Source organism: Paraburkholderia sp. GAS448 (assembly GCF_050435685.1).
Classification (GTDB): Bacteria; Pseudomonadota; Gammaproteobacteria; order Burkholderiales; family Burkholderiaceae; genus Paraburkholderia.
Genome location: NZ_JBNDKT010000001.1, coordinates 624,039 through 649,219, shown reverse-complemented (window position 1 = coordinate 649,219; position 25,181 = coordinate 624,039). Strand labels below are relative to the sequence as shown.

Sequence of the window (25,181 nt, the reverse complement as noted above, 5' to 3'; positions counted from 1 at the left end):
GACGACAGATCAGCCCACTGAGCAGGCAGGTTACCTGGTCTGGACGGCTCCTCGTCTCCCGATGATCACGGAAATACCTCCGGAATTGCCAGCCCGCCTTCGATCCGCGCAAGCAGCGGGTTCATGGTGCAACGCCCCGTTCGCTGACCTGCCGCATCAGCACCCTTACCTGCTCCACCAGATCGTCCATCGTGCTCGTCATGATTGCCTGCGAGGTCAAGTTGGCTTTTTCGAGCCCATTCATCAGTCCGTGCGCACCGACAAGACCGACAGCACCGCCAAGGCGATGCAACTGATCGCGTACGCCTTTGGGATCTTCCTTGCGACGAAAAAAGTCCAGTTGCGCCAGATCGTCTTCGACGGATTGGCACCAGTCCCTCGCGAACGCTCGAAGATCGATACCGTGCGCCTCCAGCGCATCGAGCTCACGGAGATCGAACACGTCAGGTTGCACGCTCCGCACATCTGCTGCGGCCGACAGAAACGTTGGCGATGCGCCGCACGGGAGTAGTCGCCAGAGACAGCTTCGCAGTACGTCGAGCGAGGCCGGCTTGATCACGACTGCGTCGAACGGCGAGTCGGGGCCCGCGTCAGCGTACTTCATGTCCTCGCGACCGGTCAGTAGTACGATCGGAATCGTTGACATTTCGCGCACACGCCTCGCGAGTTCCGCACCGCTCATCTGAGGCATGTGCAGATCCGTCATCAGCAGGTCGAAGCATCCGTCCTTCAGCGTATCGAGCGCTTCGGCCGCGGAAGCGAGCGTCACGCAGGACAGGCCGAGACCTTCGAACTGGATTGCGAGGACCGCGCGGTTGACCGAATGGTCGTCGACCACGAGAATACGCGCCGGCAATATCGGCAACGGCAACGAGCTGGTCATGTACCTGCGCGCCCGTCAGTCGATCAGCTTGTGAAGGGAGGCGAATTCGATCAGCGCGACCAGTGACGATAGCCCAAGCTTCTCCTGAATCCGCGTCTTGTAAGTGCTGATCGTCTTGTCACTGACAGACAGGCGGACTGAGATCTCCTTGTTGCTCACGCCGCGCGCGAGATACTGAAGCACCTCCACTTCACGCGGCGACAGTCTGCTGAGTCCGCCGCCACCGCGCAACGTGCCGGTGAGATCGGCAGGGAAGCAGTCGTAGCCGAAAAGGATCGTTTTCACCGCGGTCAGCAGTTCGCCGACCTCCCTGCCTTTACCGACATAACCATTCGCGCCGGCAATGCGGGTATGACTGGCCATAACCTGCTCCGGTTTGGCAGAAAGAACCAGAATGCGGATTTTGTCATCCTGCGAACGAACGCGCCGGATCAGCGAAAGACCATCAAGACGCGGCAGGTCAAGATCGAGAATGATGAGATCCGGCTTTTCAGCCAGAGCGATTTTCAGACCGCTCTCACCGTCTCCAGCTTCGCCGATTACCTGCAGTTCTGCATCAGCGCTCAGAACACGGGACAAGGTTCCGCGAACAATCGGATGATCGTCGACAACAGCGATTCGTTTCATTTGTCTGTCTACTTGCTCGATTACCGGTGACCTGGCTTCTTTTCACTACTAATATGGATACCTTATTACACCATTTGATACTAACAGGCACAAGCGCGAGTGACTCACCTCGAATTGTAGGATTTTTCTCTTTTTATGTATGATTATCCCTACGGACACGAACGCAATTCAGGATTGAAGATTCGCAATTAATTTTTTAACTTCAATAAGTTATTCTGAATATCTGATAAATCCTAAAGCCCGCGCCTGGCGTCCGAAACATCAACTGAACGGCGGTTCGATCGCCCAGCACACCGTGCCAGGCGATCCCCTGTCACACTACTGTGGCGATGTCAGAGCTGACGATCGCGATGCTGGCGTCGCCGCGCGACCGCTACGCTCGAAATCCAGCTCCACACGACGATTGGGTTCAAGGCACTCGATCAGCGCCTCGCGGTTTCGATCGTTACATTGGACGATCGGGCGATCCTTGCCGTGGCCGTCCGCATTCATCGGGAGCGTCACACCCCTGCTCTGCAGATAGCCCATCACCGTTTCGGCACGCTTTCTGGACAACGAGCGGTTGTAGCTATCACTGCCGAGACGGTCCGTGTAACCTTCGATGCGGATAGCCGTCACGTCATCGACCTTCTTCAGATCGCCGACGAGCTGCTCGAGCTTCGCCTTGCCCGCCGGCAGCATGCCGGCCAGGTCGCCACGGTTGAAACGGAATGTGGCGTCGCCATGCAACGTCATCCTTTCGGGAACGTGTACGACCGGTGGCTCCGGCACCTTGCAGGCCACGAGTGCGGCAGCGATGCCCGGCATGCCTTTCTCCACGCCGTCGACAATGCGCTGGCTGGCGTCGAAATTACGCGTCCACGCTTCATGCCCGGCGTGGATGAGTTCGACTTCCGAGCACGCCGTCAGGCGCTGTGCTTCCACGCAGGTCGGAAACGCCGGCGACGTCTTCGCGGCAAGGATCTGCTTCCACAGATCCGGGCGCACCGTGACGGCCGTCCGGAGATCGGGATTGTCGACCTGGAGTCCGTTTCCCGTTTCGAGTGCCGTCGTCATCCGGTTGGCCTCTCGCAACGCCTCCTCGACGAAGCCCCAGCCATCGTGCCGCAAACGCTCGTTGCGGGCCGCGTCGAGCCAGCACTGCGCCTTCTGGCCGAAATAGTTGTCCTTGCGCGTACCTGGCGCGTTCAGACGCTTTTGCACGTCGTTCAGCATGGCGCCGTTTTGCGCGCCGCCGTGCGTCGCGATCCATTCCGGCGTGACAGCGCCGGCCAGACGATCCTGCGTCGTCCCGAATCCGTTCTGCAGGACAGTGGGGTCCTGAATCTGGAGACGGTCGCGCGTCGCGGTAGAAGAACAGCCCGCGACCACCGCGGCAAGCGCGATCGCCATCAGTGAATACCTCATGTGTGTCTTCCATCAGAGATGGGGCGCACGGAAGATTGCCGTGCGCCCCGTGCCAGCTAACGTCTCAAGTTACTGAGATCGACCTGCAGCAACCGCTCAGCTGCCAAGCACAATGCCGAGGCCAGCGCGGACGATCGTGCTGTTGCCACCGGCGCTCGACACGCCGAGGTTGTAGTTGACCGTCCCCTTCTCGTTCCAGCGCGATACGCCGATCCCGATTGCTGCCTGACCTCGATAGCCGGCGACACCCGCGTTGAGCGTCGTGCGGCCGGGCAGGTACGGCGTGACGATGTTCAGTGCTGCGGACGACGCAATCCCGCGGCGGAAGTCGCGGTCCATATCGTGCATGGACTGGTAGACACCGTTGATCGCACCGCTCATCTGACCGACGTTGACGGCGTCTGTGGGCGCTGTGCCAGCCGCCACATTGGTGATCTGACGCTCCGCGCCAGCGGCCCCCACCGAGACGGAGTTGTCGCGATCCGCGACCGAGTTCGCGCCGAGCGCTACGGAGTTCGACGCTGGCGCGGACGATCCGGCACCCAACGCCACTGAATGATCACCGCTCGTCGTCGTACCGGCGCCGATCGCAATCGCCGCCGCGCCGGGCGCCGACGCGCCGTTGCCGATCGCGATGGAATCCGTACCGCTCGCGGACGCTGGCGTACCGCCTGACGGGTCGCTGCTGCTGCCGATGCTGATGTACGTATTGCCGGTGCCGGCTGCGATGTTGTCCACTGCGCTCTGCAGGCTGGAGAACTGCGAAAAATTGACGGCATCGTTGGCTTCGGTGCCGGCCGCGACGTTTGTCAGCTTCACCGGGTCGTGACCTGCGCCGCCCAACGTCACGGTGTTCTGGCTGGCGTCGTCGTATTGAACCCCGTTCGGACCCGCGCCGCCATTGCCGCCATCGCTGCCGCCGGCGTAATTGGCGACATACGACTGCATCTGGCTGAGGTTGACCGCATCGAACGCATCCGTGCCCGCGGCGACGTTCTTCAACTGGGTCGGCGTCCCGCCCGGGTTGAATGTCACTGCGCCCTTCGACCGATCGTCATAAGCGACAAAGGCATTGGTACTCTCGCCCGTCACCGGATCGACGGTGAGACCGGCGGCCTTCAGCTGCCTGAGATTGACCGCGTCCGTGTCAGCGGTTGCATCGGCGACGTTCGTCAGCACGACTTCACCAGGTGCGTCTCCGCCGAGCGTCAGCCTGTCATGCGCGGAGGTGTCGTACAGCACGGCGTCCGGCGAACCTCCCGCCGACGCAGCGTCAAGGGCTGAGCCCAGATCGGTGTATGTCCGTCCGCCGACCTTGTAGGACGGAGCCTTGATCGTGCCGTCGCCGTTCACATCCGCGCCGCCACCGAGCGCCGCCGTCACGCCCTTCAACTGGGCCACGTTGACCGCGTCATAGTCCGCCGTACCGGCGGCCACGTTGACGATCTGGCGTTGCAGCGTCGCGCTGCCGACCGAGATCGTATCGGCACGATCCGCGACCGCACCAGCGCCGAGCGCAACTGCGTTGCTCACGTTCGCGGAAGCGTTGGCGCCCAGTGCGACCGAGGTGTCCGCCGTCGCGTTTGCATTGCCGCCGATCGCGACCGCGTCCGTGCCAGTTGCCGACGAATCCACCAGCGTCGAATTGGCATGGAAATACTTCACGCCCGCGCTGCCATTGCTGATGTTGTTCACCGTGTTGGTGAGATTGGTGACATCGCCGGCGACGTTGGCGACGTTCTGGTTGGTCTCATAGAGCTGCGAACCGTTGACTGCGTCCGTGCTGCCCGCACTCAGCGTCGCGGCCGACAGGCCGGTGATGCTCGTACCGCCTGCGCCTTTCAGCGTGATCGTGCCTTTCGACGCGTCGTCGTATGCAACGAACGAGTTCGTCGCATTGCCGCTGTCGTCGAGGTCTGCGCCCATCGCCTTAAGCTGGCTGACGTTCACTGCATCGGTGTCGGACTTGCCTGCTGCAATGTTCGCCAGCGTGACCGGGGTAGCGGCACCGACGCCACCAAACGTCACCTTGTCGTGCAACGATGTGTCGTACTTCACGCCGTCCACCGCACCAGAAGCAGCTTTCGAATCGACGGCGACAAGTGCTGCGCCGACGTCCGAATAGGTCGTGCCGTCAATCGTGTACGTCGGCGCCTGGATCGTGCCGTCGGCATTCACACCTGCACCACTGCCCAAGGCCGCTGTCATACCTCTCAGCTGGCCAACGTTCACGGCGTCGGTATCCGTCGTGCCTGCCGCCAGGTTGACAAGCTGGCGCTGCGCGGCGCTGGTGCCAACAGATACCGTGTTGGCACGGTCTGCGATCGAATTGGCGCCAAGCGCCACCGCACCCGCTGCGCTAGCTGTCGAGCTGGCGCCAAGTGCCAGTGCATTGGTCGCCGCCGCGCTAACGAATACGTTAGTGCCGATCCCCGCGGAGTTTTCACCCAGCACGTAGCTGCTGGAACCAATCGCGACCGTGTTGACGCCCTCTGACTTCGCATAACTGCCGATCGAGACGCCATTTGTGGCATAGGAACTGGTCGTGGCGTTCGCGCCGATCACGGTCGCACCTTGCGCAATCGCACCCGCGCCTGCGCCGACGGCTGTCGTGTCCAGGCTCATTGCGCTGGAAGCCGCGCCGATGGTCGTCGAATTCACGCCGAACGCGGTGGCCACGGGGCCGATTGCCATCGCGTTCGTGGCCTTCGGATCCGCATAGGTCACGGCCCCTTGCGTGACGCTGTCGCTGACGGCGATATAGCTTGTCACCGGTGGAGAGGCGAGGATAGATCCATCCATTGGGGCCGCGAGAGCCATTTGACCTGGCGGGATTTGCCCTGACGTTGGAGCAATATTGGTCAGTTCCACCGCCAACTGCTTTTGCAATGCCGTGAGCTGGCCTACTGTGGCCGCATCGGTCACATTCGTGCCGTCCGCCACGTTGGTGATCCGCCTCTCGCTGCCCGGCGCTCCAATCGACACCGTATTCGCCTCCGATGTGGACGAATTTGCGCCGATGGCAATCGAATTGTCGAAGAGAGAGCGCGCGCCTGAACCGATAGCCACTGACCCGGAGTGGGTCGCCAATGCACCACCGCCGATCGCGATCGCATTGTCGCCGGTTGCAACGGTCTGGCTGAACGTCGATGTCACCTTGACGTACTTCGTCATCTGATCCAGGGCAGAGCCGACGTCTGAGAACGTCTGCTGCCCAATCACATAAGTTGGACTTGTGACGTTGCCGGATTCGTCGACCGTTGAACCGCCGCCAAGTGCAGCCGCCACGGTGCTGGCCGTGTTGTAAAGCTGCGAACCGTTGATTGCGTCCTTGCTGCCTGCCGATACCTGCCCTGCGGCGAGGTTCGTCAGGGTCACAGGGGTGGTCGCGCCGATGCCGCCGAACGTCACGCTATCGTGCGCCGGTGTGTCGTATTGGACGCCATCTGCGGAACCCGTCCCAGCCTTCGCATTTACCGCCGTCAGTGCCGCGCCGACGTCGTTATACGTGTTGCCGTCCAGCGTGTACGAGGGCTTCGTGATCCTGCCATCCGCGCCGACCGTCGAGGCACCGCCCAGTGCGTCCGCCACGCTGCTGGCCGTGTTGTACAGCTGCGAACCGTTGACCGCGTCCGTGCTGCTTGCATTCACTGTCGCGGCCGACAGGCCGGTGATCCGCGTGCCGCCTGCGCCCCTCAGCGTAACCGTGTCTTTGGACGCGTCGTCGTATGCAACGAACGCGTTCGTCGCATTGCCGCTGTCGTCGAGGTCTGCGCCCATCGCCTTCAGCTGGCTGACGTTCACCGCATCGGTGTCGGTCTTGCCTGCTGCAAGATTCGTCAGCCTCGTGCCGCTCGCGCCCCTCAGCGTAACCGTGTCTTTGGACGCGTCGTCGTATGCAACGAACGAGTTCGTCGCATTGCCGCTGTCGTCGAGGTCTGCCCCCATCGCCTTCAACTGGCTGACGTTCACCGCATCGGTGTCGGTCTTGCCTGCCGAAATGTTCGTCAGCGTGACGGGGGTAGCTGCACCGACACCGCCAAATGTCACCTTGTCATGCACCGGTGTGTCGTATTTCACGCCGTCCACCGCGCCATAAGCAGCTTTCGAATCGACGGCGGCGAGTGCTGCGCCGACGTCGTTATACGTGTTGCCGTCCAGCGTGTACGAGGGCCGGGTGATCTTGCCATCGGCGCCGACCGTCGAGGCACCGCCCAGTGCGTCCGCCACGCTGCTGGCCGTGTTGTACAGCTGCGAACCGTTGACCGCGTCCGTGCTGCCCGCATTCAGCGTCCCGGCCGACATGCCCGTGATCCGCGTGCCGCCTGCGCCCCTCAGCGTAACCGTGTCTTTGGACGCGTCGTCGTACGCAACGAACGAGTTCGTCGCATTGCCGCTGTCGTCGAGGTCTGCGCCCATCGCCTTCAGCTGGCTGACGTTCACCGCATCGGTGTCGGTCTTGCCTGCCGCGAGGTTCGTCAGCGTGACCGGGGTAGCTGCACCGACACCGCCAAATGTCACCCGGTCGTGTGCCGAAGTGTCATACACCACCGCGTCAGGTGACCCGCCACCCGGCACCCCTGCAATTGCAGCATTCAACTGGTTGAGGTTGACCGCGTCCGTGCCCGAGGTGCCTTCGGCCACATTGATGATCTGACGCTGCGACGTTGTCGTACCTACCGATACCGCATTCGCGCGATCGGCGATCGAACCGGCTCCAAGCGCAACCGATCCCGCGCTGACCGCATTGGCGCCTGCGCCGATCGCAACCGCCTGAGCAGACATCGCACCGGCATTGGCTCCCAGCGCCGCTGAATCGGTTGCGAGAGCGCTCGCTCCGCGCCCCACTGCCGTCGAGTTAGTACCGCTTGCCGACGCCCATGGACCGGCCGCGACCGAGTCGCCGCCATCGGCGCGCGCATCGCTTTGCGGCACGTCCTGGAGTGAATTCGCGCGGAAGTACCGCGTGCGCTGGTTCAGTTGCCCAAGGTTGACGGCATCCTTATCGCTCTTGCCGTCAGCGAGATTGGCGATGCCGGTGCCGCTCATGTCGGCACCGGCCTGGAAAGTGGCGGCGCCGGTCGTGGTCGTCGCGCCGCGCAGCGTGATTCCGGCCGGACCATAGAGGGTGATTGAACCCGCATCGCTGCTGGCCAGTTTGCCGACCATGATGTATGCCGTCGAGCCGTTGTTCACGTCGTTGTTGCCCGAGTTCTCCTCCTCAATGATGACCCCACTGCCTCCGCCGCAATTAGCGCCCCCGAGACTGCCAGTCGCGGCTCCCCACTTCGTGCCATCCCATGCCTTGCCGGTACCTGCGTCCACCCACTGACTGCTGGCCGCCTCGGTCCCGTTGCCGGCACAGTTCACGATCGACCCCGCAAACGCCGCCGGCGCAAACGACACCGCTCCAGCGCCCAGCACAACCGCAGCCGCGCGCCCGCGTTTCGCGGCTCCCTTCCGTTTGGCCTTGCTCAATTCGGATACGGCCACCCACGCGCCCACCGCTTCATTCCAGACAGACTTATGTATGTTGTTCATCGCCCTTGCAACCTCAAAAAATACCAGTGAATTTCGTGTTCTTCTGCAACGTGCGACCTGTTCTGCAAAAGTCCGCTACCCGGAACCAGGTATGACTACTGCTTCGAGGACTCTTACCGCGTACCAGCAAGCCGTTCTATCGCGTAACAAATCTATCCATCGATCGATTCCGTTTAAATCGGAATGTCCTGAACTGACGTAGGAATGTTCCCGATTAGTTGCCTGCAATTCCGCTGGCAGGAAATAAGCGGTTGCGAAGCATTGCTTTCAAACGATTAGCATCCCATAACAGTCGTAACGAATCTTATGACAGACAACGCAACTGGACGACGGATGGGGGGAAGATCAATTCGCCCGACTGAGCATCCGTCATTGACGCAGATAAATCCCGATACAAGCCCCGGAAATTTCTGCAACCGTGGCGTCCCGGACCACTCCACACTCGCCGCCACGCTCTTTCAAAAAAAGAACCTGCAAGGCAGTCATTGCCTTTATCTCGGTTAACCAATACCGGCACAGATTTATCCGTACTGGATTGGCTTGCAACCGGGCAAGTGGGTATTGATGACCAGACGAAGCGCTGGATGATCGTCCACAACCAGCAGAGTAGCCAACCGATATGCCCTCACGAGTGCCTGTGGTTCAAGCCGCGAGGCAGGAGACGCGAGGCGTCCGCTGCCGTGAGCATCGCGAAACGCTCACGCGGAAGCATCGCTTTGCCGCGCTCATTGCGACAGTTTCGTCAGCTTGAACTGCACTGTGCAGCGTAGCGTCCACATCATTCGCGTGGATGCGGACATCCCCTTTGTTCCGTACGATTTTTCCTACATCACACGAAGATCAGAAGCTCTGTCGCGCCAGGTCGCTCAGGTGGTCGACCATTCGAGCGTGCATCGCTGGGTGATCAAGCTCGTACCGTTGTTTCGAAACGATGCATATGATGAGGAAAGGCAGATGAAAGCTGATGACATCGCGCAAACTACTGCCGGGCAGTTCTATTCGTTGGTCAAATAAGGAATCCCCACCATGACGCAACTCTCTTGCCTTGCCGACGCTATCGCGACACAAGCACTGCGGGTTTGTCTGTCGTTGACGCGGTCATTCTGGTTCGTTACTTTTGTCTAGTCACAGAACAACCGTCGAGCCGTGATTGATGGACGCCAGCTATGAGACGACCCGAGAAATTGAAATTGAACTGAATGGCTCGCGCTATCGCGGGCGGTATCGGGTGATGAGTGGCACGGTAATCGTCTACTACGAGAGCGAAATCAAGTTTGCGCAGTACGGCATGGACCGGCCGGAATTGGTCGCAAGGTGGTTGTTGACCGACCTGTCACGCCGCGACGAAATCCAGAAGAAAAAATCCGGTCGCGGATAACCCACACTGTGGTCAGCGCGGGGCACTGCAGCGAACGGGTCACCCTGCATTGGGCAGCATGTTGTCCGTAGGCCTATCACTGCGAGCGCAATGGAGCCGTGCGGCGAGCGACACATGTCGCAGCAGATGCCCGGCAAACATCATCTTCCGTTCCTGCGTGCGCAGGGGATAATCGGGATGCCTTTGGCATTCGGGATTTCTGAGAGTGGTTCTCTACACCCATTCTTCGATATGATTCTCGCGTCTGCCCGTGCGTTACCGATACGAGGATGTCACCGATTCCATGACGCGGCGCGCCACGGCCGCGCTTTCGAATACCGGAGCATTGAAATTCGGGTCAGGACTACCGACCTCGGCGTGTGCCTGACGTTATATCGCCGGGGTCCAGCGTCCTCCCCCTTTATCGGCATCGCCCTGCAAAGTAGTTCCTACGAGGACTCTTCATGCGTTTTCCATTACGTCGAACTTTCGCGTCTGCTGTTTTGCTCATCGCCGCGCAGACAGTTTTTGCTCAAACCCCGAAAACCGTCTTCATCGAGAGCCTGACCTGGACCGAGTTGCGTGACCAGGTTCAGGCGGGCAAGACCACCATCATCATCCCCATCGGCGGCACCGAGCAAAGCGGTCCTGACGTCGCGCTGGGTAAGCACAACGCGCGGGTGGCCGTGTTGTCACAGAGAATCGCGGAGGGACTGGGCAATGCGCTCGTCGCACCGGTCATCGCCTATGTGCCTGAGGGAAGCTATGCACCGCCGACATCCCACATGCGCTTCCCAGGGACCATCACCATATCGGATGACGTGTTTGAAAAAACGCTGGCGTCTGCCGCCAACAGTTTTGCGGTGCATGGGTTCAGGAACATCGTCTTTCTAGGCGATCACGGCGGCTATCAGAACGACATCAAGCGAGTCGTTGCCCAGCTCAACAAAGCATGGTCTGGGTCGACAACGCGGGCCTTCGTACCACCGGAATACTATGGCACCAGTTCGGATGGTTACGCACAGATCCTACGTCAGCATGGCTTGCGCGATGACGAGATCGGCACGCACGCGGGACTCGCGGACACCTCATTGCTGCTTGCAGTCGAGCCGAAAATGGTTCGGCTGGATCGACTGCGAAGCGGTCCGAAACTCGGACCGGCCGACGGTGTCTATGGCGGCGATCCGCGACACTCGACAGCCGAACTCGGCCAGCTGGGTATCGATGCGATTGTGTCGCGGACGATCGATGCCATCAGGAAGGACACGGCGGGTCGCTGACAGGACGTCAGCATTTGACCCGTCCTCCAATCAATACGCCGCCCAATGACGGAATTCACCATGCCCCCACGTTTTCGTAATTTGTCGCTGCTGATGTTGTCCGTTGGTTTGGCAGTAGCTGGCTTGTGTGCCACCGGTATCTCGTCCGCTGCGCCGGCTATTGCGACCGTGCCTGGTATGCCGCCGGTGGTGGACGCGCGCAATCTGTACAGCGAAGCGGGCACCGGTCACCTCAGTTCAGCAGTAGCAGGGGCGTTGACACGGGTTTATGTGCCGAATCTGCGCTCGAACGACGTCTATGTGATCGATCCGGCCACGCTCAAGGTCGTCGACAGGTTTCACGTCGGTTACAGCCCGCAACACGTCGTCCCGTCATGGGATCTGCAGACGCTGTGGGTGGCCAACAACGCCGAAGGTCGACCGGACGGCAGCCTGACACCGATCGATCCGAAGACGGGCAAGCCCGGCAAGGAGGTGATGGTCGACGATCCCTACAACATGTACTTCACGCCGGACGGCAAGGAAGCAATCGTGGTGGCAGAGGCGCACGCGCGACTCGACTTTCGCGATCCGCATACGATGGCGCTGAAATCGAGCCTTCCCGTCCCGGAGTGCAAGGGCATCAATCACGCCGATTTCTCGATCGACGGCAAGTACGCGCTTTTCACCTGTGAATTCGGCGGAAAGCTGGCCAAGATCGATCTCGTCGAGCGCAAGGTCGTGGGCTACCTTCAACTCGAGAGGAAGGGTATGCCGCAGGACATTCGTGTCGCACCGGACGGCAAGGTGTTCTATGTTGCCGACATGATGGCCAATGGTGTTTTCCTGGTCGACGGCGACAGCTTCACGAAGATCGGCTTTGTCCCAACCGGCGTCGGCACACACGGGCTGTATCCGGCTCGGGATGGAACAAAACTGTACATCTCGAATCGCGGCTCCAATCTCGTTCACGGACCACGCCACGGCAAAGGGAGTGTGTCGGTGCTCGACTTCGCGACGCGCAAGGTCCTGACGACCTGGCCCATTCCGGGAGGCGGCAGTCCTGACATGGGCAACGTCAGCGCAGACGGCAAGACATTGTGGCTGTCCGGCCGTTTTGACGATGTCGTCTACGCGATCGATACGACAACCGGCTCCGTCAAATCCATTCCGGTTGGCATGGAACCCCACGGTCTCACCGTCTGGCCGCAACCGGGCCGCTACTCGCTGGGCCACACCGGGAATATGCGGTGATCTGTAACGGGCAACCGGGCTGCGCCCCTGATCGAACAATGCCGCGCGATCGAGTCGTTGCCGCCTTCGAACCCATCTGCCTCTCCATCGTGGCCAGTACGGTCATCGGATGAGGGAAGGCCGGTGGGGCTAAGGCCGCCATCCCAGCGGCGACCTTAAGCACCGGAACCGGCTGCAGTCAGAACACGATATTGGTGCGCACCCCCACCACCGCTTCATTGCCGATCCGTTGCGAGGGATTCTCCGGGTTGGGGATCCCGCCCGCCGGTCGGAAAAAGTACTGGAAATCGGCCTGCAACTGCCACCACGGCGTGACCTGATACTGGTAGGTCGCCTCGACGACGGTTTCAGCACTGCGCGACGGGTACCCCGGTGTCGTGAACGAGGCCGTGTCGCTGGCGAGATCCTGGGCATGCGCGCCGATCTTCGCGTAGCCGACCGCCACGCCGACCACATCGTTGTCGCGCCCCTTGAATGGCGCCTTGAGCGTCACACCGGCATTGACGCCCAGGTCGACCAGGTTGCGGTCGCCCGGCGCGCCCATGATTCTGGCAAACACACCCACCGATTGCGGGCTGTCCGCGCTCGGGCGCCAGACCATCTGGTCGGCAACCGCGTAGAAGCTGTAGTTGCCCTTGTGAGTCTGCGGGATGCCCGTGCTCGCGGGATTGGCGAGCGACAGGCCGGTGTTGTCGACCCGCTGATCGTCGAAGTGCTCGGTGTTGTACCAGAAGCCCAGCTTGTACGTGCCCGGCAGGCCCGCCGGTTGCGGATCGGACGCGTTGGGCGGCGGCTGGTTGATCGTGTACTGCACTTCGCCGATGAAGAGCGCGCCGTTACCCAGGTTGAAGTTGGTGCCATGGCGATTCAGTTGCTGTGGATCGCCCACACCATTGCCCGCCGGATTGCCGTCGAAGACGCCGGCCAGCACCGTCCATGCATCAGCCGGTTTGGCGCGCACGCGCACACCCAGCGATGAAAGCGGATAGGCCGGCCCGCCCGCCGGCATGTTGACCGACGGCAGCACCGGCCAGCCGAACGTCGCGTTCATGAACGGGGTGGCGTACTGGCTTATCATGAACTCCTGGTCGAGGCTCTGCTGGCCGACCTTCACATCCGCCTTCCCACCCAGCAGCGACTGCTGATACCAGAGTTCCCACAGCCGCGTCGTGCTGTCGGCTTCGATACCGCTCGCGTTCTGCAAGGTGAGCAGGTTCCGCTGGGTCAGATTGGTGCCGTGAATCTGCAGACCCGAGACGTTGAACGTACCGCCCGGCAGGCCGACCGCCTTGTCCGTATCGACGACGATGCCGAACTGGGTCAGCCCGTCGTAGGCGCCGCCCCGTTTGACGCCGCCCGACAGGTTGTTCAGATATTCGCTGGTTTCCTGCAGGTTGAACGTCACGCCGTAGTTGCCGAGCCACGTGCGCAACCCGCCCATATCGCCGAACAGGTTGGAACGGTCCCAAAAGCCTGTCGGTGCCGGCGGCGTCTGGTCGGATTTCGCGGCCGGCGCTCCGGCCGCAGGCGACGACGGCGCCTCAGTCTGGGGCGGCGTCGAGGCGGGCGCGGCTTCATCGGCAGTCTGCGCGAAGGCGGCCGGCGCGACGCTGAGCGACAGCAGGAAGGTCAGGCTGACCGGTGCACCGGAGAGCAGGAGTTTGGTCTTGAGTCTTTTCTTCATGACAGGTCGATGCAAGGTCATCCGGCGGAACGGCCGGTTCGTTCATGGATATGACGCGCGAAGTGTGGCGGGAGCGTGAATACGCTCCGCATTCACGAAAACCACCAACTCAGCCGTAACGCGCTGCGCAGTTCTCTAGCGACGGGCGACGTGGACAACATCGCGACCAGCGCGATGGCGGCGACCATCAGCGCGAGGATCGCGTAGCCGGTTGGCGTCAACGGATTGCCGGCATAAGCAAGCCGCAGCGCTGCGCGCGCGACCCTCTTCCCGGTGCGGCACAGTGGCTTGAGGGTGCGGGCGCGAACGCTGCCCGCATGCCGGCGTTCGCCGGTGTCGCGAGCAATCGTCCGATCGACGGAAGGCGCGACGAGACAATGCCCACGCGCCGCAATCCACAGGGCAACGCACTGCGCACGAGGCAGGCGCGCCGCCCCGCCGAAAGACATGACAAATCGTTTGACGAGCATAAGCCCACTCCCGTCCAGCCCGGCAAAGCCGGGCGACGTGTGAAGACGTGACTGCGCCTCGCAAGCGGACTTGCGACAGGCGGTCGAACCAAGGAAGCGTGCTGCTGACAGACCGGCACAAAGCCAGTCAGTGATGAAGCGCGCTAACCCGACTGATGCGAGCTAGCGGCTAAGGAAGGTTCCTGCGGCCGCTATCCCGCGATGACGTCGCCGGCGCAGGCCGGCATCGGACTACCACTACTGGAACATGCGTCCACGAGGGACTCCTTTAGATGAGACGGGCGGATTGTAGTCGGCACGCGCGCAAAGCCGCAAGTAAAAACCGCATAAAAACATCGCGAGTTGAATCTTTCCCAGCGTCAGATCAGAACGAGTTCGCTTCGCATTCAAAGCGATAACCGCCTCCTTTCGAAGGCGTCGTCTTCCTGTCATTTTGAAAGAATTAAAACGTAATACGAACCATCGATTAAAACCGGTAGCACAGGGTTCACGAATATCTTCGCTCTGCTTAAGAAGCATGTTGACTTCAACTTGGGAAGCCTCCTAAACTTGACAAGTTTTCACAAACGGGGCTGATGCCTTGGACACCTGCAGTAGTCGACCTTCGAAAAATCTCACTGCCTGACCGGCAGGACGTCCGCGCTTACCCTTCAAAGCCGCCGTCTTGCCAGCAGGCAGACGGTGCGCGCCGCAGTATCTCTCTCCGTGCACCTTGATTAGCGTCAAACGGCCACAGCGGGCCGCAGCAGGCCACAACTGGCCGCAGCGATTGCGCATGTCCGTATGGCACCGCGTCGCGAGCTTGCGCTCGTGGCAGCGTTCGTGCGCGTCCCGTTGATTCAGCGGGGCTCGCACGAGCGTGAACAGACACACGCGTAGCAGACGCGTGTGCAGACGTGCGCCCCAGACGCCAAAGGAGCCGCCATGCCCGACAGTGACAGTTACCCCATATGCCGCTCACCTTTATTTTTGCCTGAGGGAAGCGAGTAGACGTCCGTCGCCGCGCGCAACGCGCCCGACCTCCGTGTCTGCTGGCTTTCCGCGAACCGCGTTAAGCCCAACGCACGGAGAAATATCATGACCTTCGGCCTCCTCCTGTCGCAACTCCCGCACATCCAGGAATCGCGCGTCCACTACGACGCCATGCTCGCGCTACACGCCCGCGAACGGCATCGGGTTGCCGCATTCTGGCTGCGCCTTAAAGCACTTCTTTCGTAACTTCCCGCGAGCTTTCCGCCATACGCAAGCGACACATTCGTCGGGCGACCTGTTCGCTGTCGTTCACGCCCGACGAATTACTCCTTTACGTATGCCGGAGACACGGGTTTTCTTTCAACAATCAGACCACGCGAAGAAAATAAAATGTCCACTCCAACACAGGTCTCCACCGTGCGCAGCGCCGTACTCGATGACGCCCACCTCGGCGACATCAAGGGGGCGCTCGGCACCATCGCCCACCACGACACCGCCCCGCGCACCAGCTGGTGGGCGCGCTTTCGAACGCTGCTCGCCATTCTCGGCCCCGGTCTCATCGTCATGGTCGGCGACAACGATGCAGGCGCGTTCGGCACCTATACCCAGGCGGGGCAAAACTATGGCACCACCCTGCTGTGGACCATGCTGCTGCTCGTCCCCGTGCTGTTCGTCAACCAGGAAATGGTGCTGCGGCTCGGCGCCGTCACGGGGGTCGGGCACGCGCGCCTCATCTTCGAGCGCTTCGGAAAATTCTGGGGGGCGTTCAGCGTCGTCGACCTGTTCATTCTCAACGCCTTGACCATCGTGACCGAGTTCATCGGTATCACGTTCGTGCTCGACTTCTTCGGCGTCTCGAAGATCGCTGGCGTGTGCATCGCCGCGGCGCTCACGATGGCCGCCGTCAGCACCGGCAACTTCCGCCGTTTCGAACGCTTCGCGGTGGCGCTGTGCGTGCTGAGTCTGCTGCTGGTGCCGGTGCTGGTGTCGATCCATCCGCCGGTCAGCCAGATGGCGCGCGATTTCTTCATTCCGAACTGGCCCGCCCACTCCAAGCTCTCCGACGTCATGCTGCTGGTTATCGGCATCGTCGGCACCACGGTCGCGCCATGGCAGCTGTTCTTCCAGCAGAGCTACGTGGTGGACAAACGCATCACGCCGCGCTTCATGAAGTACGAGAAGGCCGATCTCTGGATCGGCATCGTGTTCGTGCTGATCGGTGCAGTAGCGATGATCTCCTTCTGCGCGGCGCTGTTCGATGGAAGGCCCGAGTTCGGTAATTTCACCGACGCAGGTGGCGTGATCGCCGGCCTGGAAAAATATGCGGGGCGCACGTCGGCTGCACTCTTTGCCGTGGCCCTGTTTGACGCCTGCATCATCGGCGCCGCCGCGGTGTCGCTGTCGACTGCCTACGCCATCGGCGATGTGTTCAAGATCCGGCACTCGCTGCATCGCGGCGTGTCGGACGCGAAGGGCTTCTATCTGGTGTACTTCGTCATCGTCGCCGCGGCCGCGACACTGGTGATGATTCCGGGCAGCCCGCTCGGCCTTTTGACGATGGCGGTGCAGACGCTCGCGGGCGTGCTGCTGCCGAGCGCCACGGTGTTCCTGCTGCTGCTCTGCAATGACCGGGCGGTGCTGGGCCCGTGGGTCAACTCGAAAAAGCTCAACCTGTTCACGGGCGCCGTCATCTGGGTGCTGGTCATGCTGTCCATCATCCTGACCGCGTCAGTGCTGTATCCGGATATCACCGGTGAGACGATGCTCGAAGTGCTGGTGGGCGGGACGCAGCTGGCCGTCATTGGCTACGTCGTCACGATTGCGCTCCGCAAGCTGCGTCATGACCCGGCGGACGGAAACGTGCAGACGTATCCGAAGGACGCGCGCGCGACGTGGCGCATGCCGCCGCTGGACGAACTGCCGCCGCCGAACCTCACGCTGTCCAAGCGTGTCTGGATGGGCGTGTTGCGTGGTTATCTGGTGCTGGCCGTCGGCCTCGTTATCGTGAAGGTCGTGCAGATGAGCTTCCTGAAATAAAACAGGCTGCGGCGCGGTCCGTAGCTTGCAGACGTTATCGCGGCACAACCCGTAAAAGAACCGAGGCCGACCATCGCAACGGAGGTCAATACGCTGATCGTCGCGAGCATCCACACGGCGCGTGCGCGAGAGACCGACGTGCGGTGCCCCGGCGAACAGCAGGATTCAATAGACGCTTGAAAATCAGAAGTTGCTACCTACGTGGCATCCACCGAATGCCGCACCGTTGGTCGCAGCACCGCCACAACCGAACAGACCGCAGCCGGCGAGAAGAAACACCGCTGCGGCAAGCAGACTGACTAACCGGGAAGGGAATCGCATCGCAATAGATTTAAAAAGTCATGCTGACAAAACCCGTGAAAACGGGCGCAAGGTTCGGGCGGAAGGGTCAATACAGCCTTCAGCGGCCACTCTTTTCGGGTCAATTGCTGTGGGGTCCGCCGTGCAGTCCAGATTCGCTCTCAAAAATGCGGCCTCAAGCCATCCGAACCGATCACGGTGATCGGTAGCAGGCCTATTCAATACATGCGGCGCACATACTTTACCAGTCTCCGACCGATCACAGTGTCAAGCTTCGCAAAACCGAAATCCTAAAGATGATGAGTTTTGAAACTTGGAGCCTAAGTATCGGTGCGTGTGGCGCTCCTATGCTTGTTGCAGACCCGGATGGATAGACTTGTGTTGTAAACGGCACGGTCCAGTTTCCGGGACTGTGACGTAGCTGGACAACCCGCACCTTTGTGTGCGGGTTTTTTTTTACTATCGGAGGCTGAAATGAGCCTTGGCTCAAACGTTGTATGTGTACGCGAACACATGGGATGGGAGCATCCAGAATTCCTCTATCGTTTCGTACCAGCGGGCGCGAGCGAAGCGGAAAGGCGCAGGTATCGCGACAGTCTTTACTCACTCGAAGCGCGCAAGCAGCGCACATCCTGGATACTGACCCGCATGCTGCCCGTGCTGCGGATTAGCGCCGATACACTGCAATCGGACGATCTGACAGGGCAGACGCCGGACGGCCTTACGGCATTGCGGGAACGGTACGCGGGGCCGCCTATGGACCCGCTGACGGTTCTGGTCAACCGGTTATGCGACGGTGCAATACCGACGCCGGACGAATACGAAACCGCGATGGCGCAGGCAACGAAAGCGGGACAGCAGGAACGGGTGACGCGCCTGCTTGAAGGAATCCCGGCAGAGCGGGACAAGTGGTTACGTGAAGCGAAAGCGCGACGCGTCAACCACCGTAGATCGCACCTTTAACCTCAACGCAAGCCCGCGTATAAGGCCCCGACGTAGCGGGGCCTTTGAACGTTCCTACTACTTACCGTCGCAACACTTGTTCGGGCAGTCAGGTTCGAATGAAATTTCAACACGTCGCCCGTTCTCAACGTCACGATGCGAATAGACGCGTGCGCCTGTCTTGACTTCTCCACGGAGGAAGTCAAGTTTTCCGAGCAATGCCATGCCAGTGCTTAGGCGCTTCTTCGCAAGATTGGCAGACTCGCGCTCGTCTTCTTCGGCGTGGCCGCTTACTAAGGTGCTTTCGCTGGTTTTATGGTTGGCGTATGCGATCTTCTGGTCAACAACCCAATTTGCGATCCGGATAATTTCTTCGCTCGGGATTTCATCGCTATTCTTGGAGAAGTAGATGTCGAAATTCTCGCTAGCCGTGCATGCGAGAACCGATGAACTTGAAACAAGCAGCGCGATGGCGAAGGTGTAGGATTTAAGCTGCATAAGTGACGTATCCGGCAATACTGTCTGCGTTGTCGATGGCTTGGTCTGGATTCTCTGCGCCGAGCGTGGCGGCTGAAACGGCCAGCAACAGCGGCGCGAGCACCAGAAGGCTGTGTTTCATGTTCATCTGTGAATATGCAAAGCCCCGCCGAAGCGGGGCCAACGCTTTATTCATCGTTGTTAGGCTTTGTCAATTCGTCAAGCCTGTTTTTTGTGATTCTGGTCATGCAATCCCAAAAATCAACAAAGCGCAATGACGCTTGGCCTACCGAATAAACATCAGAATAACAATCATTATCCCTGTATAATTCCCAGTTCATCTGGGCCCTTTTAAAAAATGGCAACGCAGCAGGCTCCCCGTATGCGCCATTCTCTTTGTCGTCCTCTTTTAGGGTTTTTTCGATCAATAAAACCCTCGCATTTAAATCAGAAATAGTGTTTTCATATTGAAAATGAGCGCAAGCAGACAAATCCATTGTGTTAAGCCTTTCATTTTTACAATATGACGCAATTTGTGCGCGAGTTTTCCCCGAAAAATAAACATTCGAAGGTTCAGCTTTCTTATAGTCGAACGCAGACCCATAAATCGAAGATGAGGCATACACGGCATTAGCAACGAAAAGCAGAGCAAACAATATACTAGTGACGCGCATCATAATTCCCCGCTTCAAAAAGCCGGGCCTCTAGGGGGCGGCGCCACGGAATGCGTTTAGCGACAAACTCCCTTATGATTTCAGGAATTTTGTAATACTCACCTTTATTAATAAAATCCGCGAGATACGTTGAGCGATTTTCGGGAAACCACGCATCCCCCTTTCTATGATTGGGTCCGGTGTTGTAGAGGACTGAAACGAGTGCATCGTATTCGTATTGATGCAGTGGTAGCCTGACATCACGATTAATCGCATCCTCAATCGGGCGCAAATTAATTTCGAAGAAGCTCCTGCAACGATCAACCGATATAACATCGCCGATTTTTAGATTATCTTGCGGCAGCACCTTATGTCCAAGCCCAACCGTAGGAATTCCGTAGCCGTCGTCATAGACCTTTACAATAAATCCATCCACAACCGGCTTGCCTTTATAGGTTCCATTAACCACGCCACTTTCGAGAACGGCCATAAATGTATAACCTTCCCTCGAAAGCTTCCACGGCTTACCGTGGCGATCGCAAGATACATTTACGTTGGAATTTGGGTCTGTGTTAGTCATGCATTCGTGCAGTGCATCAGTCATTTTTGCTCCGTAATGTGAATTGCGATGATAGACGAATCGTTATGCAGATTCGCGGTGTCCAAGATAAATGCGAACGCGTTTCGCGCCGTCTGTTTCGTGGCGTTCAGCCAATACGCGATTTTTTCCGCATGGACAATAAACAGGGTCCAGGTCTTTCACCATTGCCTGGCCTTCGTCCATCCAGTTATGGGCGGTGCCGCCGACTCGCCATGACCCCTTGCAATTACCGCACGTCGCCAGGTCTTCGGCCAGCGCGAAGGCCCGGCCGTCTTCGTTGTACCAACTTGACGAAGGCCCCAGGATGCTACCGCCGGTTGTCGTCTTTTAGTGCAAGCCTTTCTGACATGCTTACTCCCTGTGGCCTAAATAAAAGGCGATCTTTTGCGCATCGTCCGTTAGGTGTCTCGCGGTGCGGCCCGCGCTGTCCGTTGTGCCGTGGATCAGTTTGCCACCCGGCAGGCGTACCGTGGAATACGTCTCCGCGAGCGTCGTGTTCAACGTCACTCAACATCTGTACTCCTTATCTTAAAATACCTGTTTCGCATAAACGTTTTACTTGCCGCTTATGTCTGGCAGATTAAAGGCGAAGCAAGCTGATACTGCAATAGGGTATCGTGGTCGGGTCGGCCAAAGTGTCAACCTTTGTCAAGGCTCTTGCGCTCGCTGTCTAACCGCACGCGAGCCTGAACGGGTGCTACGGATGCGTTTGCGAGCAGCTTCTGGCGCGTTTCCAACGGCAAATGGGCCTGTTGCCGGCCCGACACGCCTGAGTTGACCGGCGCCTGGGAACGGGGATGGGTGATCATCACCGGATGATCGTCAACTTGAATGAATCACAGATCCGCGCCCTGGACCAGGTGCGCGCCGTCCTGGACGGCACACAGACGCTCGACTTTTCTCCCGCCGCAAGCCCCGGCGAACGCCACGAATGGGTTGCATCGGTGCTGCGCCGCTTGCGCTATAACCAGCTCAAGCGGCCTCATCGTGGGCTCGTCCTGCGCTATCTGCGGCGCTTCAGTGGCTTCAGCCGGGCTCACATGACACGGCTGGTGCAACGCTGGATGCTCGGGCACAGGCTCGCGTGGGTGAAGGGCACGCCCGCGAATGCCTTTGCCCGCCGCTACACGGATGAGGACGTGTTCACGCTCGCCGAGACCGAGCGCGAATACGGCAGGCTTTCCGGCCCGGCAATGGTCGTGGTGCTGCGCCGGATGTATCAGGTCTACGGCGACGAGCGGTTCGAGCGCCTGCAGCACCTTTCAGCATCTCACCTGTACAACCTGCGCCGCTCGCAGGCTTATCGCCTGCATCACACGACCTACACGAAGACCCGGGCGAACCCCAAGGGCGCGGCTATCGCCGTGCGCCGGGCTCCTGCGCCAGAGAACCGCCCCGGTTTCATCCGCATCGACAGCGTTCATCAGGGCAACACCGAGGATCAGCGCGGCGTGTACCACATCAATGCCGTCGACTGCGTCACGCAATGGGAGGTCGTTGCTACCGTGCCGACACTGGAGCGCGAACACCTGCTCCCGGTACTGCGCGACATGATTGACCAGTTTCCATTCCGCATCCTTGGCTTTCACAGCGATGGTGGTTCGGAGTACATCAACCACGAGGTCGCCAGGATGCTCAAGGAGCAACTCATCGATTTCACCCGCTCACGCCCACGGCACTGCAACGTCAACGCACTGGCCGAATCCAGGAACGGCAATGTCGTGCGCAGACAGTTTGGCTATGCGTACATACCGGCCGAGTGGGCGAAGCAGTTCAATGCCTTCTGCGTTGATCTGCTCAATCCTTTTTTGAACATGCACCGGCCCTGTCTGTTCGGCACCGAGGTCCCTGATCCGAAGAAGCCGGGCCGCACCCGTCGGGTCCATCGGCACGAGGACGTCATGACGCCCCTCGAAAAGCTCGCCAACCTGCCAGACGCGGGCCGCTTCCTGCGCGAGGGCATCACGCTCGATCAACTGCAGCAGCGGGCGCGCAGCCAGACCGATGTCGAAGCTGCCCGTCAGGTTCGCGAGGCTCGGGAACGTCTGATGGGCAAGGTTGCTGGCCAGACCCAGCCCCGGTATGCCGACGTGTGGAGCTTTGCCCGATCCCGCAGCGCATAGTCTGCGTCACTCTACTCGCGAGGGGGAAGCCACTACGGGCTACGCCCTTCGCGGCTTCCCCCTCGCAACCGACGTCCCCGTACCATAGAATGCAGCTCCCTTTAACGATCACCCAACCCCACGTCCTCCGACCTTTACAGGCTCCTTTGAGTTTTGGAAAGTACTCCTGTGTTCATGCAATCGTATGAAGGAGATAGAGAAATCAATGACTTGCCAGGAATACGAATGACATGGGATGAACATTGGCGCAAACAGGGAGGGTCGGCCGTCAGTTGACCGCAGCTGCGACGGCCTTACGCTCTATCTTCAAGTCCGGGGGGCGCGAGCCTGGCGAGCGCGATGTCGATTCGTCTGGCCTTGGCGTCCACCGCCTCACGACGCTCTTTTCGCAGGACGGCACGACGAACCAGCGAACCTCCGCAAGCGCGCTCGACCCAAAGACGGACTTCAGTCAGGCGGCCACCGCGCGCGCCGCATTCCTGCCGCGCAGCCATTCAAGCGCGAGCAGGAGAGACGTCGAGAAGACAATCAGGATCGTCGCAAGCGCGGCGATCGTCGGGCTGATGTTCTCGCGGATACCCGTGAACATCTGACGCGGCAACGTCGTCTGATTCGCACCGGCGAGGAACAGCGTGACCACCACTTCGTCGAACGAGGTAGCGAATGCAAACAGCGCCCCCGAAATCACCCCTGGCGCGATCACCGGCAACGTGATGCGGAAGAACGTCTTCACCGGATTCGCCCCGAGGGAGAGGCTCGCGCGCACCAGGTTGTAGTTGAACCCCTGCAGCGTCGCCGCCACCGTCGTCACGACGAACGGCACGCCCAGCGACGCATGCGCCAGAATCAGCCCGATGTAGGTATTCGCCAGCCCGATCGGCGCAAAGAACAGATACATGCCGACACCCACCACCACCACCGGCACGATCATCGGCGAGATCAGGATTGCCATCAGCAGCGCCTTGCCGCGAAAATTCGCCTTCGTGAGCCCGATGGCCGCGAGCGTGCCGAGGAACGTCGCCACGACCGTCGCCGAAGGCGCCACGATAAAGCTGTTCTTCGCCGCCATGCGCCACTCGTCCGAAGCGATCAGGTTCTGATACCAGCGCATCGACCAGCCCGGTATCGGATACACCAGAAACGTGCTCGACGAGAACGACAGCGGCACGATCGCCAGCACCGGCAGGATCAGATACAGCAGCGTCAGCACGGCCAGCCCGCGCAGCGCGAAATACCACACGCGTTCAACCAGCGACGTATGCGGCGCAAACAACGGTTTCGAGAGTTTCATCGCAGTCTCCGTGCGCGCTCAGCCGAGGCTCAGTGACGAACGCGTGAAGCGTCCATAGATCACATACAGCACGAGTGTCGCGGCAAGCAGCAGCCCGCCGAGCGCACACGCCATGCCCCAGTTGATCGTCACGTTGGTGAAGTACGCGACGTAATAGCTGACCATCTGGTCGTTCGGTCCGCCCAGCAGCGCGGGCGTGATGTAATAGCCGATCGCCAGGATGAACACCAGCAGCGCGCCGGCGCCGATGCCGGGATACGTCTGCGGCACATACACGCGCCAGAACGCGGCGAACGGATGGCTGCCAAGCGAGATGGCGGCCCGCTGGTAGGTCGGCGGAATCGACTTCATCACGCTGTAGAGCGGCAGGATCATGAACGGCAGCAGGATGTGCGTCATCGAGATATACACGCCGACGCGGTTGAACAGCAGCGCAAGCGGTGCCTGGATCAACCCGCTGCCGATCAGCGCCTTGTTGACGAGACCCTCGCTTTGCAGAATCACGATCCACGCGGCAACGCGCACCAGGATCGATGTCCAGAACGGAATCAACACCAGAATCATCACGAGGTTGGCGCGCCGTTCGGAAAGCGTCGAGATCCAGTAGGCGAGCGGATAACCGAGCAGCAGCGCGCACAGCGTCACCACCGCGCCGATCACGAACGTGCGGCTGAAGACGGCGAGATAGATCTGTTGTTCGGGATCGGTCGGTACGATATTGCCGAACGCGTCCTGTTTGTGATCGAGCGCCGCGAGCAGGTAAAACGGCGAATAGCGGCTGCCGTTCTTCGCAATGGCCTGCCAGTAGGTGACATCGTTCCAGCGCTCATCGATTTCAACCAGCTTTGCGCGGATCTGGGCCGGCGCAAGCGCGTGGCCCGCGTCGTCGTTGAGCGGCATCGCGCGCGCGGTCTTCGCGACCATCGAACGATAGCCGGGGATTTCCGTGTTCAGGCGTCGCGCAAGCGCGCCCATCGATTCGCCGTCCGCGACGGCTGTCAGATCGGTGGCGAGCGCAGCGAACGCGGCGTCTGACGGCGGCGACTTGCGATCCCAGTCGCGCAGCACCGTCACCGTATGCGGCAAGGCAGTCGCGATCTCGGGGTTTTGCACCGCACGCGTCAACAGCGCACCAATCGGTACAACGAAAATCAGCAGTAGAAAAATCGCCAGCGGCGCGACCAGCAAGAGCGCCATCGCGCGCTTTCTTGCTTCCGCGGCCTTGAGCTCGCGCTTCAGTTTGTTCGACGATTCGGGCGTGGAATCGGCGGCGATCGTCATCGTGGTCACAGCTGTCTCCTGC

The 25,181-nt window shown here is 60.3% G+C and carries 20 protein-coding genes; 8 read left to right on the top strand and 12 right to left on the bottom strand.

The annotated features are described in order from the left end of the window. Positions 1 to 121: 121 nt before the first annotated feature. From P3T23_RS03035 to P3T23_RS03020, 4 genes are all read right to left on the bottom strand, one after another. Complete coding sequence (locus P3T23_RS03035) at positions 122 to 883, bottom strand: response regulator (RefSeq protein WP_429314694.1); 762 nt, start codon at positions 881 to 883, stop codon at positions 122 to 124. A gap of 15 nt (positions 884 to 898) precedes the next feature. Next, positions 899 to 1,510: a response regulator gene (locus P3T23_RS03030; RefSeq protein WP_429314693.1), complete on the bottom strand. Its 612-nt coding sequence runs from the start codon at positions 1,508 to 1,510 to the stop codon at positions 899 to 901. Positions 1,511 to 1,828: 318 nt separating this feature from the next. Beyond that, positions 1,829 to 2,917, bottom strand: a complete 1,089-nt coding sequence (locus P3T23_RS03025) for an OmpA family protein (protein ID WP_429314692.1) — start codon at positions 2,915 to 2,917, stop codon at positions 1,829 to 1,831. Positions 2,918 to 3,013: 96 nt separating this feature from the next. Beyond that, positions 3,014 to 8,458, bottom strand: coding sequence for a YadA-like family protein (locus P3T23_RS03020; RefSeq protein WP_429314691.1), 5,445 nt, complete (start codon positions 8,456 to 8,458; stop codon positions 3,014 to 3,016). Positions 8,459 to 9,217: 759 nt separating this feature from the next. Between P3T23_RS03020 and P3T23_RS03015 the strand changes: the two genes are divergently transcribed. From P3T23_RS03015 to P3T23_RS03000, 4 genes are all read left to right on the top strand, one after another. Further along, positions 9,218 to 9,472: a hypothetical protein gene (locus tag P3T23_RS03015; RefSeq protein ID WP_429314690.1), complete on the top strand. Its 255-nt coding sequence runs from the start codon at positions 9,218 to 9,220 to the stop codon at positions 9,470 to 9,472. A gap of 139 nt (positions 9,473 to 9,611) precedes the next feature. Next, the gene (locus P3T23_RS03010) at positions 9,612 to 9,836 is read left to right on the top strand and encodes a hypothetical protein (protein WP_429314844.1); all 225 of its coding nucleotides are present in this window, start codon (positions 9,612 to 9,614) and stop codon (positions 9,834 to 9,836) included. 443 nt (positions 9,837 to 10,279) lie between these two features. Next, positions 10,280 to 11,095 carry a creatininase family protein gene (locus P3T23_RS03005; protein ID WP_429314689.1) on the top strand — a complete coding sequence of 272 codons (816 nt, stop codon included), beginning with the start codon at positions 10,280 to 10,282 and terminating at the stop codon, positions 11,093 to 11,095. 93 nt (positions 11,096 to 11,188) lie between these two features. Continuing rightward, a complete protein-coding gene (locus P3T23_RS03000) occupies positions 11,189 to 12,328 on the top strand; it encodes a YncE family protein (protein WP_429314843.1) in 1,140 nt (379 codons plus the stop codon). Positions 12,329 to 12,506: 178 nt separating this feature from the next. Here P3T23_RS03000 and P3T23_RS02995 read toward each other — a convergent pair whose 3' ends face one another. Next, entirely contained in the window at positions 12,507 to 14,012 is a 1,506-nt protein-coding gene (locus P3T23_RS02995; protein WP_429314688.1) for a carbohydrate porin, read from the bottom strand. Positions 14,013 to 14,104: 92 nt separating this feature from the next. After that, entirely contained in the window at positions 14,105 to 14,482 is a 378-nt protein-coding gene (locus P3T23_RS02990; protein WP_429314687.1) for a hypothetical protein, read from the bottom strand. Between the two features lie 1,077 nt (positions 14,483 to 15,559). On the opposite strand from P3T23_RS02990, the gene P3T23_RS02985 reads away from it, so the two are divergent. The 3 genes from P3T23_RS02985 to P3T23_RS02975 all read left to right on the top strand — a co-directional run bounded on the left by P3T23_RS02985 (position 15,560) and on the right by P3T23_RS02975 (position 18,754). Further along, complete coding sequence (locus tag P3T23_RS02985) at positions 15,560 to 15,700, top strand: hypothetical protein (protein ID WP_429314686.1); 141 nt, start codon at positions 15,560 to 15,562, stop codon at positions 15,698 to 15,700. Positions 15,701 to 15,844: 144 nt separating this feature from the next. Next, positions 15,845 to 17,491 (top strand): NRAMP family divalent metal transporter, encoded by a 1,647-nt coding sequence (locus P3T23_RS02980; protein WP_429314685.1) that lies wholly within the window; start codon positions 15,845 to 15,847, stop codon positions 17,489 to 17,491. A 774-nt stretch (positions 17,492 to 18,265) separates the two neighbouring features. After that, a complete protein-coding gene (locus P3T23_RS02975) occupies positions 18,266 to 18,754 on the top strand; it encodes a hypothetical protein (RefSeq protein ID WP_429314684.1) in 489 nt (162 codons plus the stop codon). A gap of 57 nt (positions 18,755 to 18,811) precedes the next feature. Here P3T23_RS02975 and P3T23_RS02970 read toward each other — a convergent pair whose 3' ends face one another. From P3T23_RS02970 to P3T23_RS02955, 4 genes are read right to left on the bottom strand one after another with little or no spacing between them, the layout of a single operon-like run. Then, positions 18,812 to 19,231 (bottom strand): hypothetical protein, encoded by a 420-nt coding sequence (locus tag P3T23_RS02970; RefSeq protein ID WP_429314683.1) that lies wholly within the window; start codon positions 19,229 to 19,231, stop codon positions 18,812 to 18,814. Beyond that, a complete protein-coding gene (locus P3T23_RS02965) occupies positions 19,221 to 19,358 on the bottom strand; it encodes a hypothetical protein (protein WP_429314682.1) in 138 nt (45 codons plus the stop codon). Before P3T23_RS02965 ends, P3T23_RS02970 begins: the two co-directional genes overlap by 11 nt. A gap of 40 nt (positions 19,359 to 19,398) precedes the next feature. After that, entirely contained in the window at positions 19,399 to 19,884 is a 486-nt protein-coding gene (locus tag P3T23_RS02960) for a lysozyme inhibitor LprI family protein (protein ID WP_429314681.1), read from the bottom strand. After that, positions 19,871 to 20,467, bottom strand: a complete 597-nt coding sequence (locus P3T23_RS02955; protein ID WP_429314680.1) for a lysozyme — start codon at positions 20,465 to 20,467, stop codon at positions 19,871 to 19,873. The genes P3T23_RS02960 and P3T23_RS02955 overlap by 14 nt, the downstream gene beginning before the upstream one ends. A gap of 794 nt (positions 20,468 to 21,261) precedes the next feature. Here P3T23_RS02955 and P3T23_RS02950 point away from each other — a divergent pair. Then, positions 21,262 to 22,587, top strand: a complete 1,326-nt coding sequence (locus P3T23_RS02950) for an integrase catalytic domain-containing protein (protein ID WP_429314679.1) — start codon at positions 21,262 to 21,264, stop codon at positions 22,585 to 22,587. A gap of 451 nt (positions 22,588 to 23,038) precedes the next feature. On the opposite strand, the gene P3T23_RS02945 is transcribed toward P3T23_RS02950, so the two are convergent. Both P3T23_RS02945 and P3T23_RS02940 read right to left on the bottom strand, forming a co-directional pair. After that, positions 23,039 to 23,878 carry an ABC transporter permease gene (locus tag P3T23_RS02945; RefSeq protein WP_429314678.1) on the bottom strand — a complete coding sequence of 280 codons (840 nt, stop codon included), beginning with the start codon at positions 23,876 to 23,878 and terminating at the stop codon, positions 23,039 to 23,041. A gap of 18 nt (positions 23,879 to 23,896) precedes the next feature. Beyond that, positions 23,897 to 25,168 carry an ABC transporter permease gene (locus tag P3T23_RS02940; protein WP_429314677.1) on the bottom strand — a complete coding sequence of 424 codons (1,272 nt, stop codon included), beginning with the start codon at positions 25,166 to 25,168 and terminating at the stop codon, positions 23,897 to 23,899. Positions 25,169 to 25,181 lie beyond the last annotated feature (13 nt).

Bases quoted from the DNA above. Each gene is read 5' to 3' on its own strand.
- P3T23_RS02990 (WP_429314687.1), bottom strand. From the start codon at position 14,482: ATGCTCGTCAAACGATTTGTCATGTCTTTCGGCGGGGCGGCGCGCCTG.
- P3T23_RS02975 (WP_429314684.1), top strand. From the start codon at position 18,266: ATGAGCCTTGGCTCAAACGTTGTATGTGTACGCGAACACATGGGATGG.
- P3T23_RS02960 (WP_429314681.1), bottom strand. From the start codon at position 19,884: ATGCGCGTCACTAGTATATTGTTTGCTCTGCTTTTCGTTGCTAATGCC.
- P3T23_RS02950 (WP_429314679.1), top strand. From the start codon at position 21,262: ATGGGTGATCATCACCGGATGATCGTCAACTTGAATGAATCACAGATC.
- P3T23_RS03030 (WP_429314693.1), bottom strand. From the start codon at position 1,510: ATGAAACGAATCGCTGTTGTCGACGATCATCCGATTGTTCGCGGAACC.
- P3T23_RS02955 (WP_429314680.1), bottom strand. From the start codon at position 20,467: ATGACTGATGCACTGCACGAATGCATGACTAACACAGACCCAAATTCC.
- P3T23_RS02965 (WP_429314682.1), bottom strand. From the start codon at position 19,358: ATGAACATGAAACACAGCCTTCTGGTGCTCGCGCCGCTGTTGCTGGCC.
- P3T23_RS03035 (WP_429314694.1), bottom strand. From the start codon at position 883: ATGACCAGCTCGTTGCCGTTGCCGATATTGCCGGCGCGTATTCTCGTG.
- P3T23_RS03025 (WP_429314692.1), bottom strand. From the start codon at position 2,917: ATGAGGTATTCACTGATGGCGATCGCGCTTGCCGCGGTGGTCGCGGGC.
- P3T23_RS02995 (WP_429314688.1), bottom strand. From the start codon at position 14,012: ATGAAGAAAAGACTCAAGACCAAACTCCTGCTCTCCGGTGCACCGGTC.
- P3T23_RS02985 (WP_429314686.1), top strand. From the start codon at position 15,560: ATGACCTTCGGCCTCCTCCTGTCGCAACTCCCGCACATCCAGGAATCG.
- P3T23_RS02970 (WP_429314683.1), bottom strand. From the start codon at position 19,231: ATGCAGCTTAAATCCTACACCTTCGCCATCGCGCTGCTTGTTTCAAGT.
- P3T23_RS02945 (WP_429314678.1), bottom strand. From the start codon at position 23,878: ATGAAACTCTCGAAACCGTTGTTTGCGCCGCATACGTCGCTGGTTGAA.
- P3T23_RS03000 (WP_429314843.1), top strand. From the start codon at position 11,189: ATGTTGTCCGTTGGTTTGGCAGTAGCTGGCTTGTGTGCCACCGGTATC.
- P3T23_RS03010 (WP_429314844.1), top strand. From the start codon at position 9,612: ATGGACGCCAGCTATGAGACGACCCGAGAAATTGAAATTGAACTGAAT.
- P3T23_RS02980 (WP_429314685.1), top strand. From the start codon at position 15,845: ATGTCCACTCCAACACAGGTCTCCACCGTGCGCAGCGCCGTACTCGAT.
- P3T23_RS03020 (WP_429314691.1), bottom strand. From the start codon at position 8,458: ATGAACAACATACATAAGTCTGTCTGGAATGAAGCGGTGGGCGCGTGG.
- P3T23_RS03005 (WP_429314689.1), top strand. From the start codon at position 10,280: ATGCGTTTTCCATTACGTCGAACTTTCGCGTCTGCTGTTTTGCTCATC.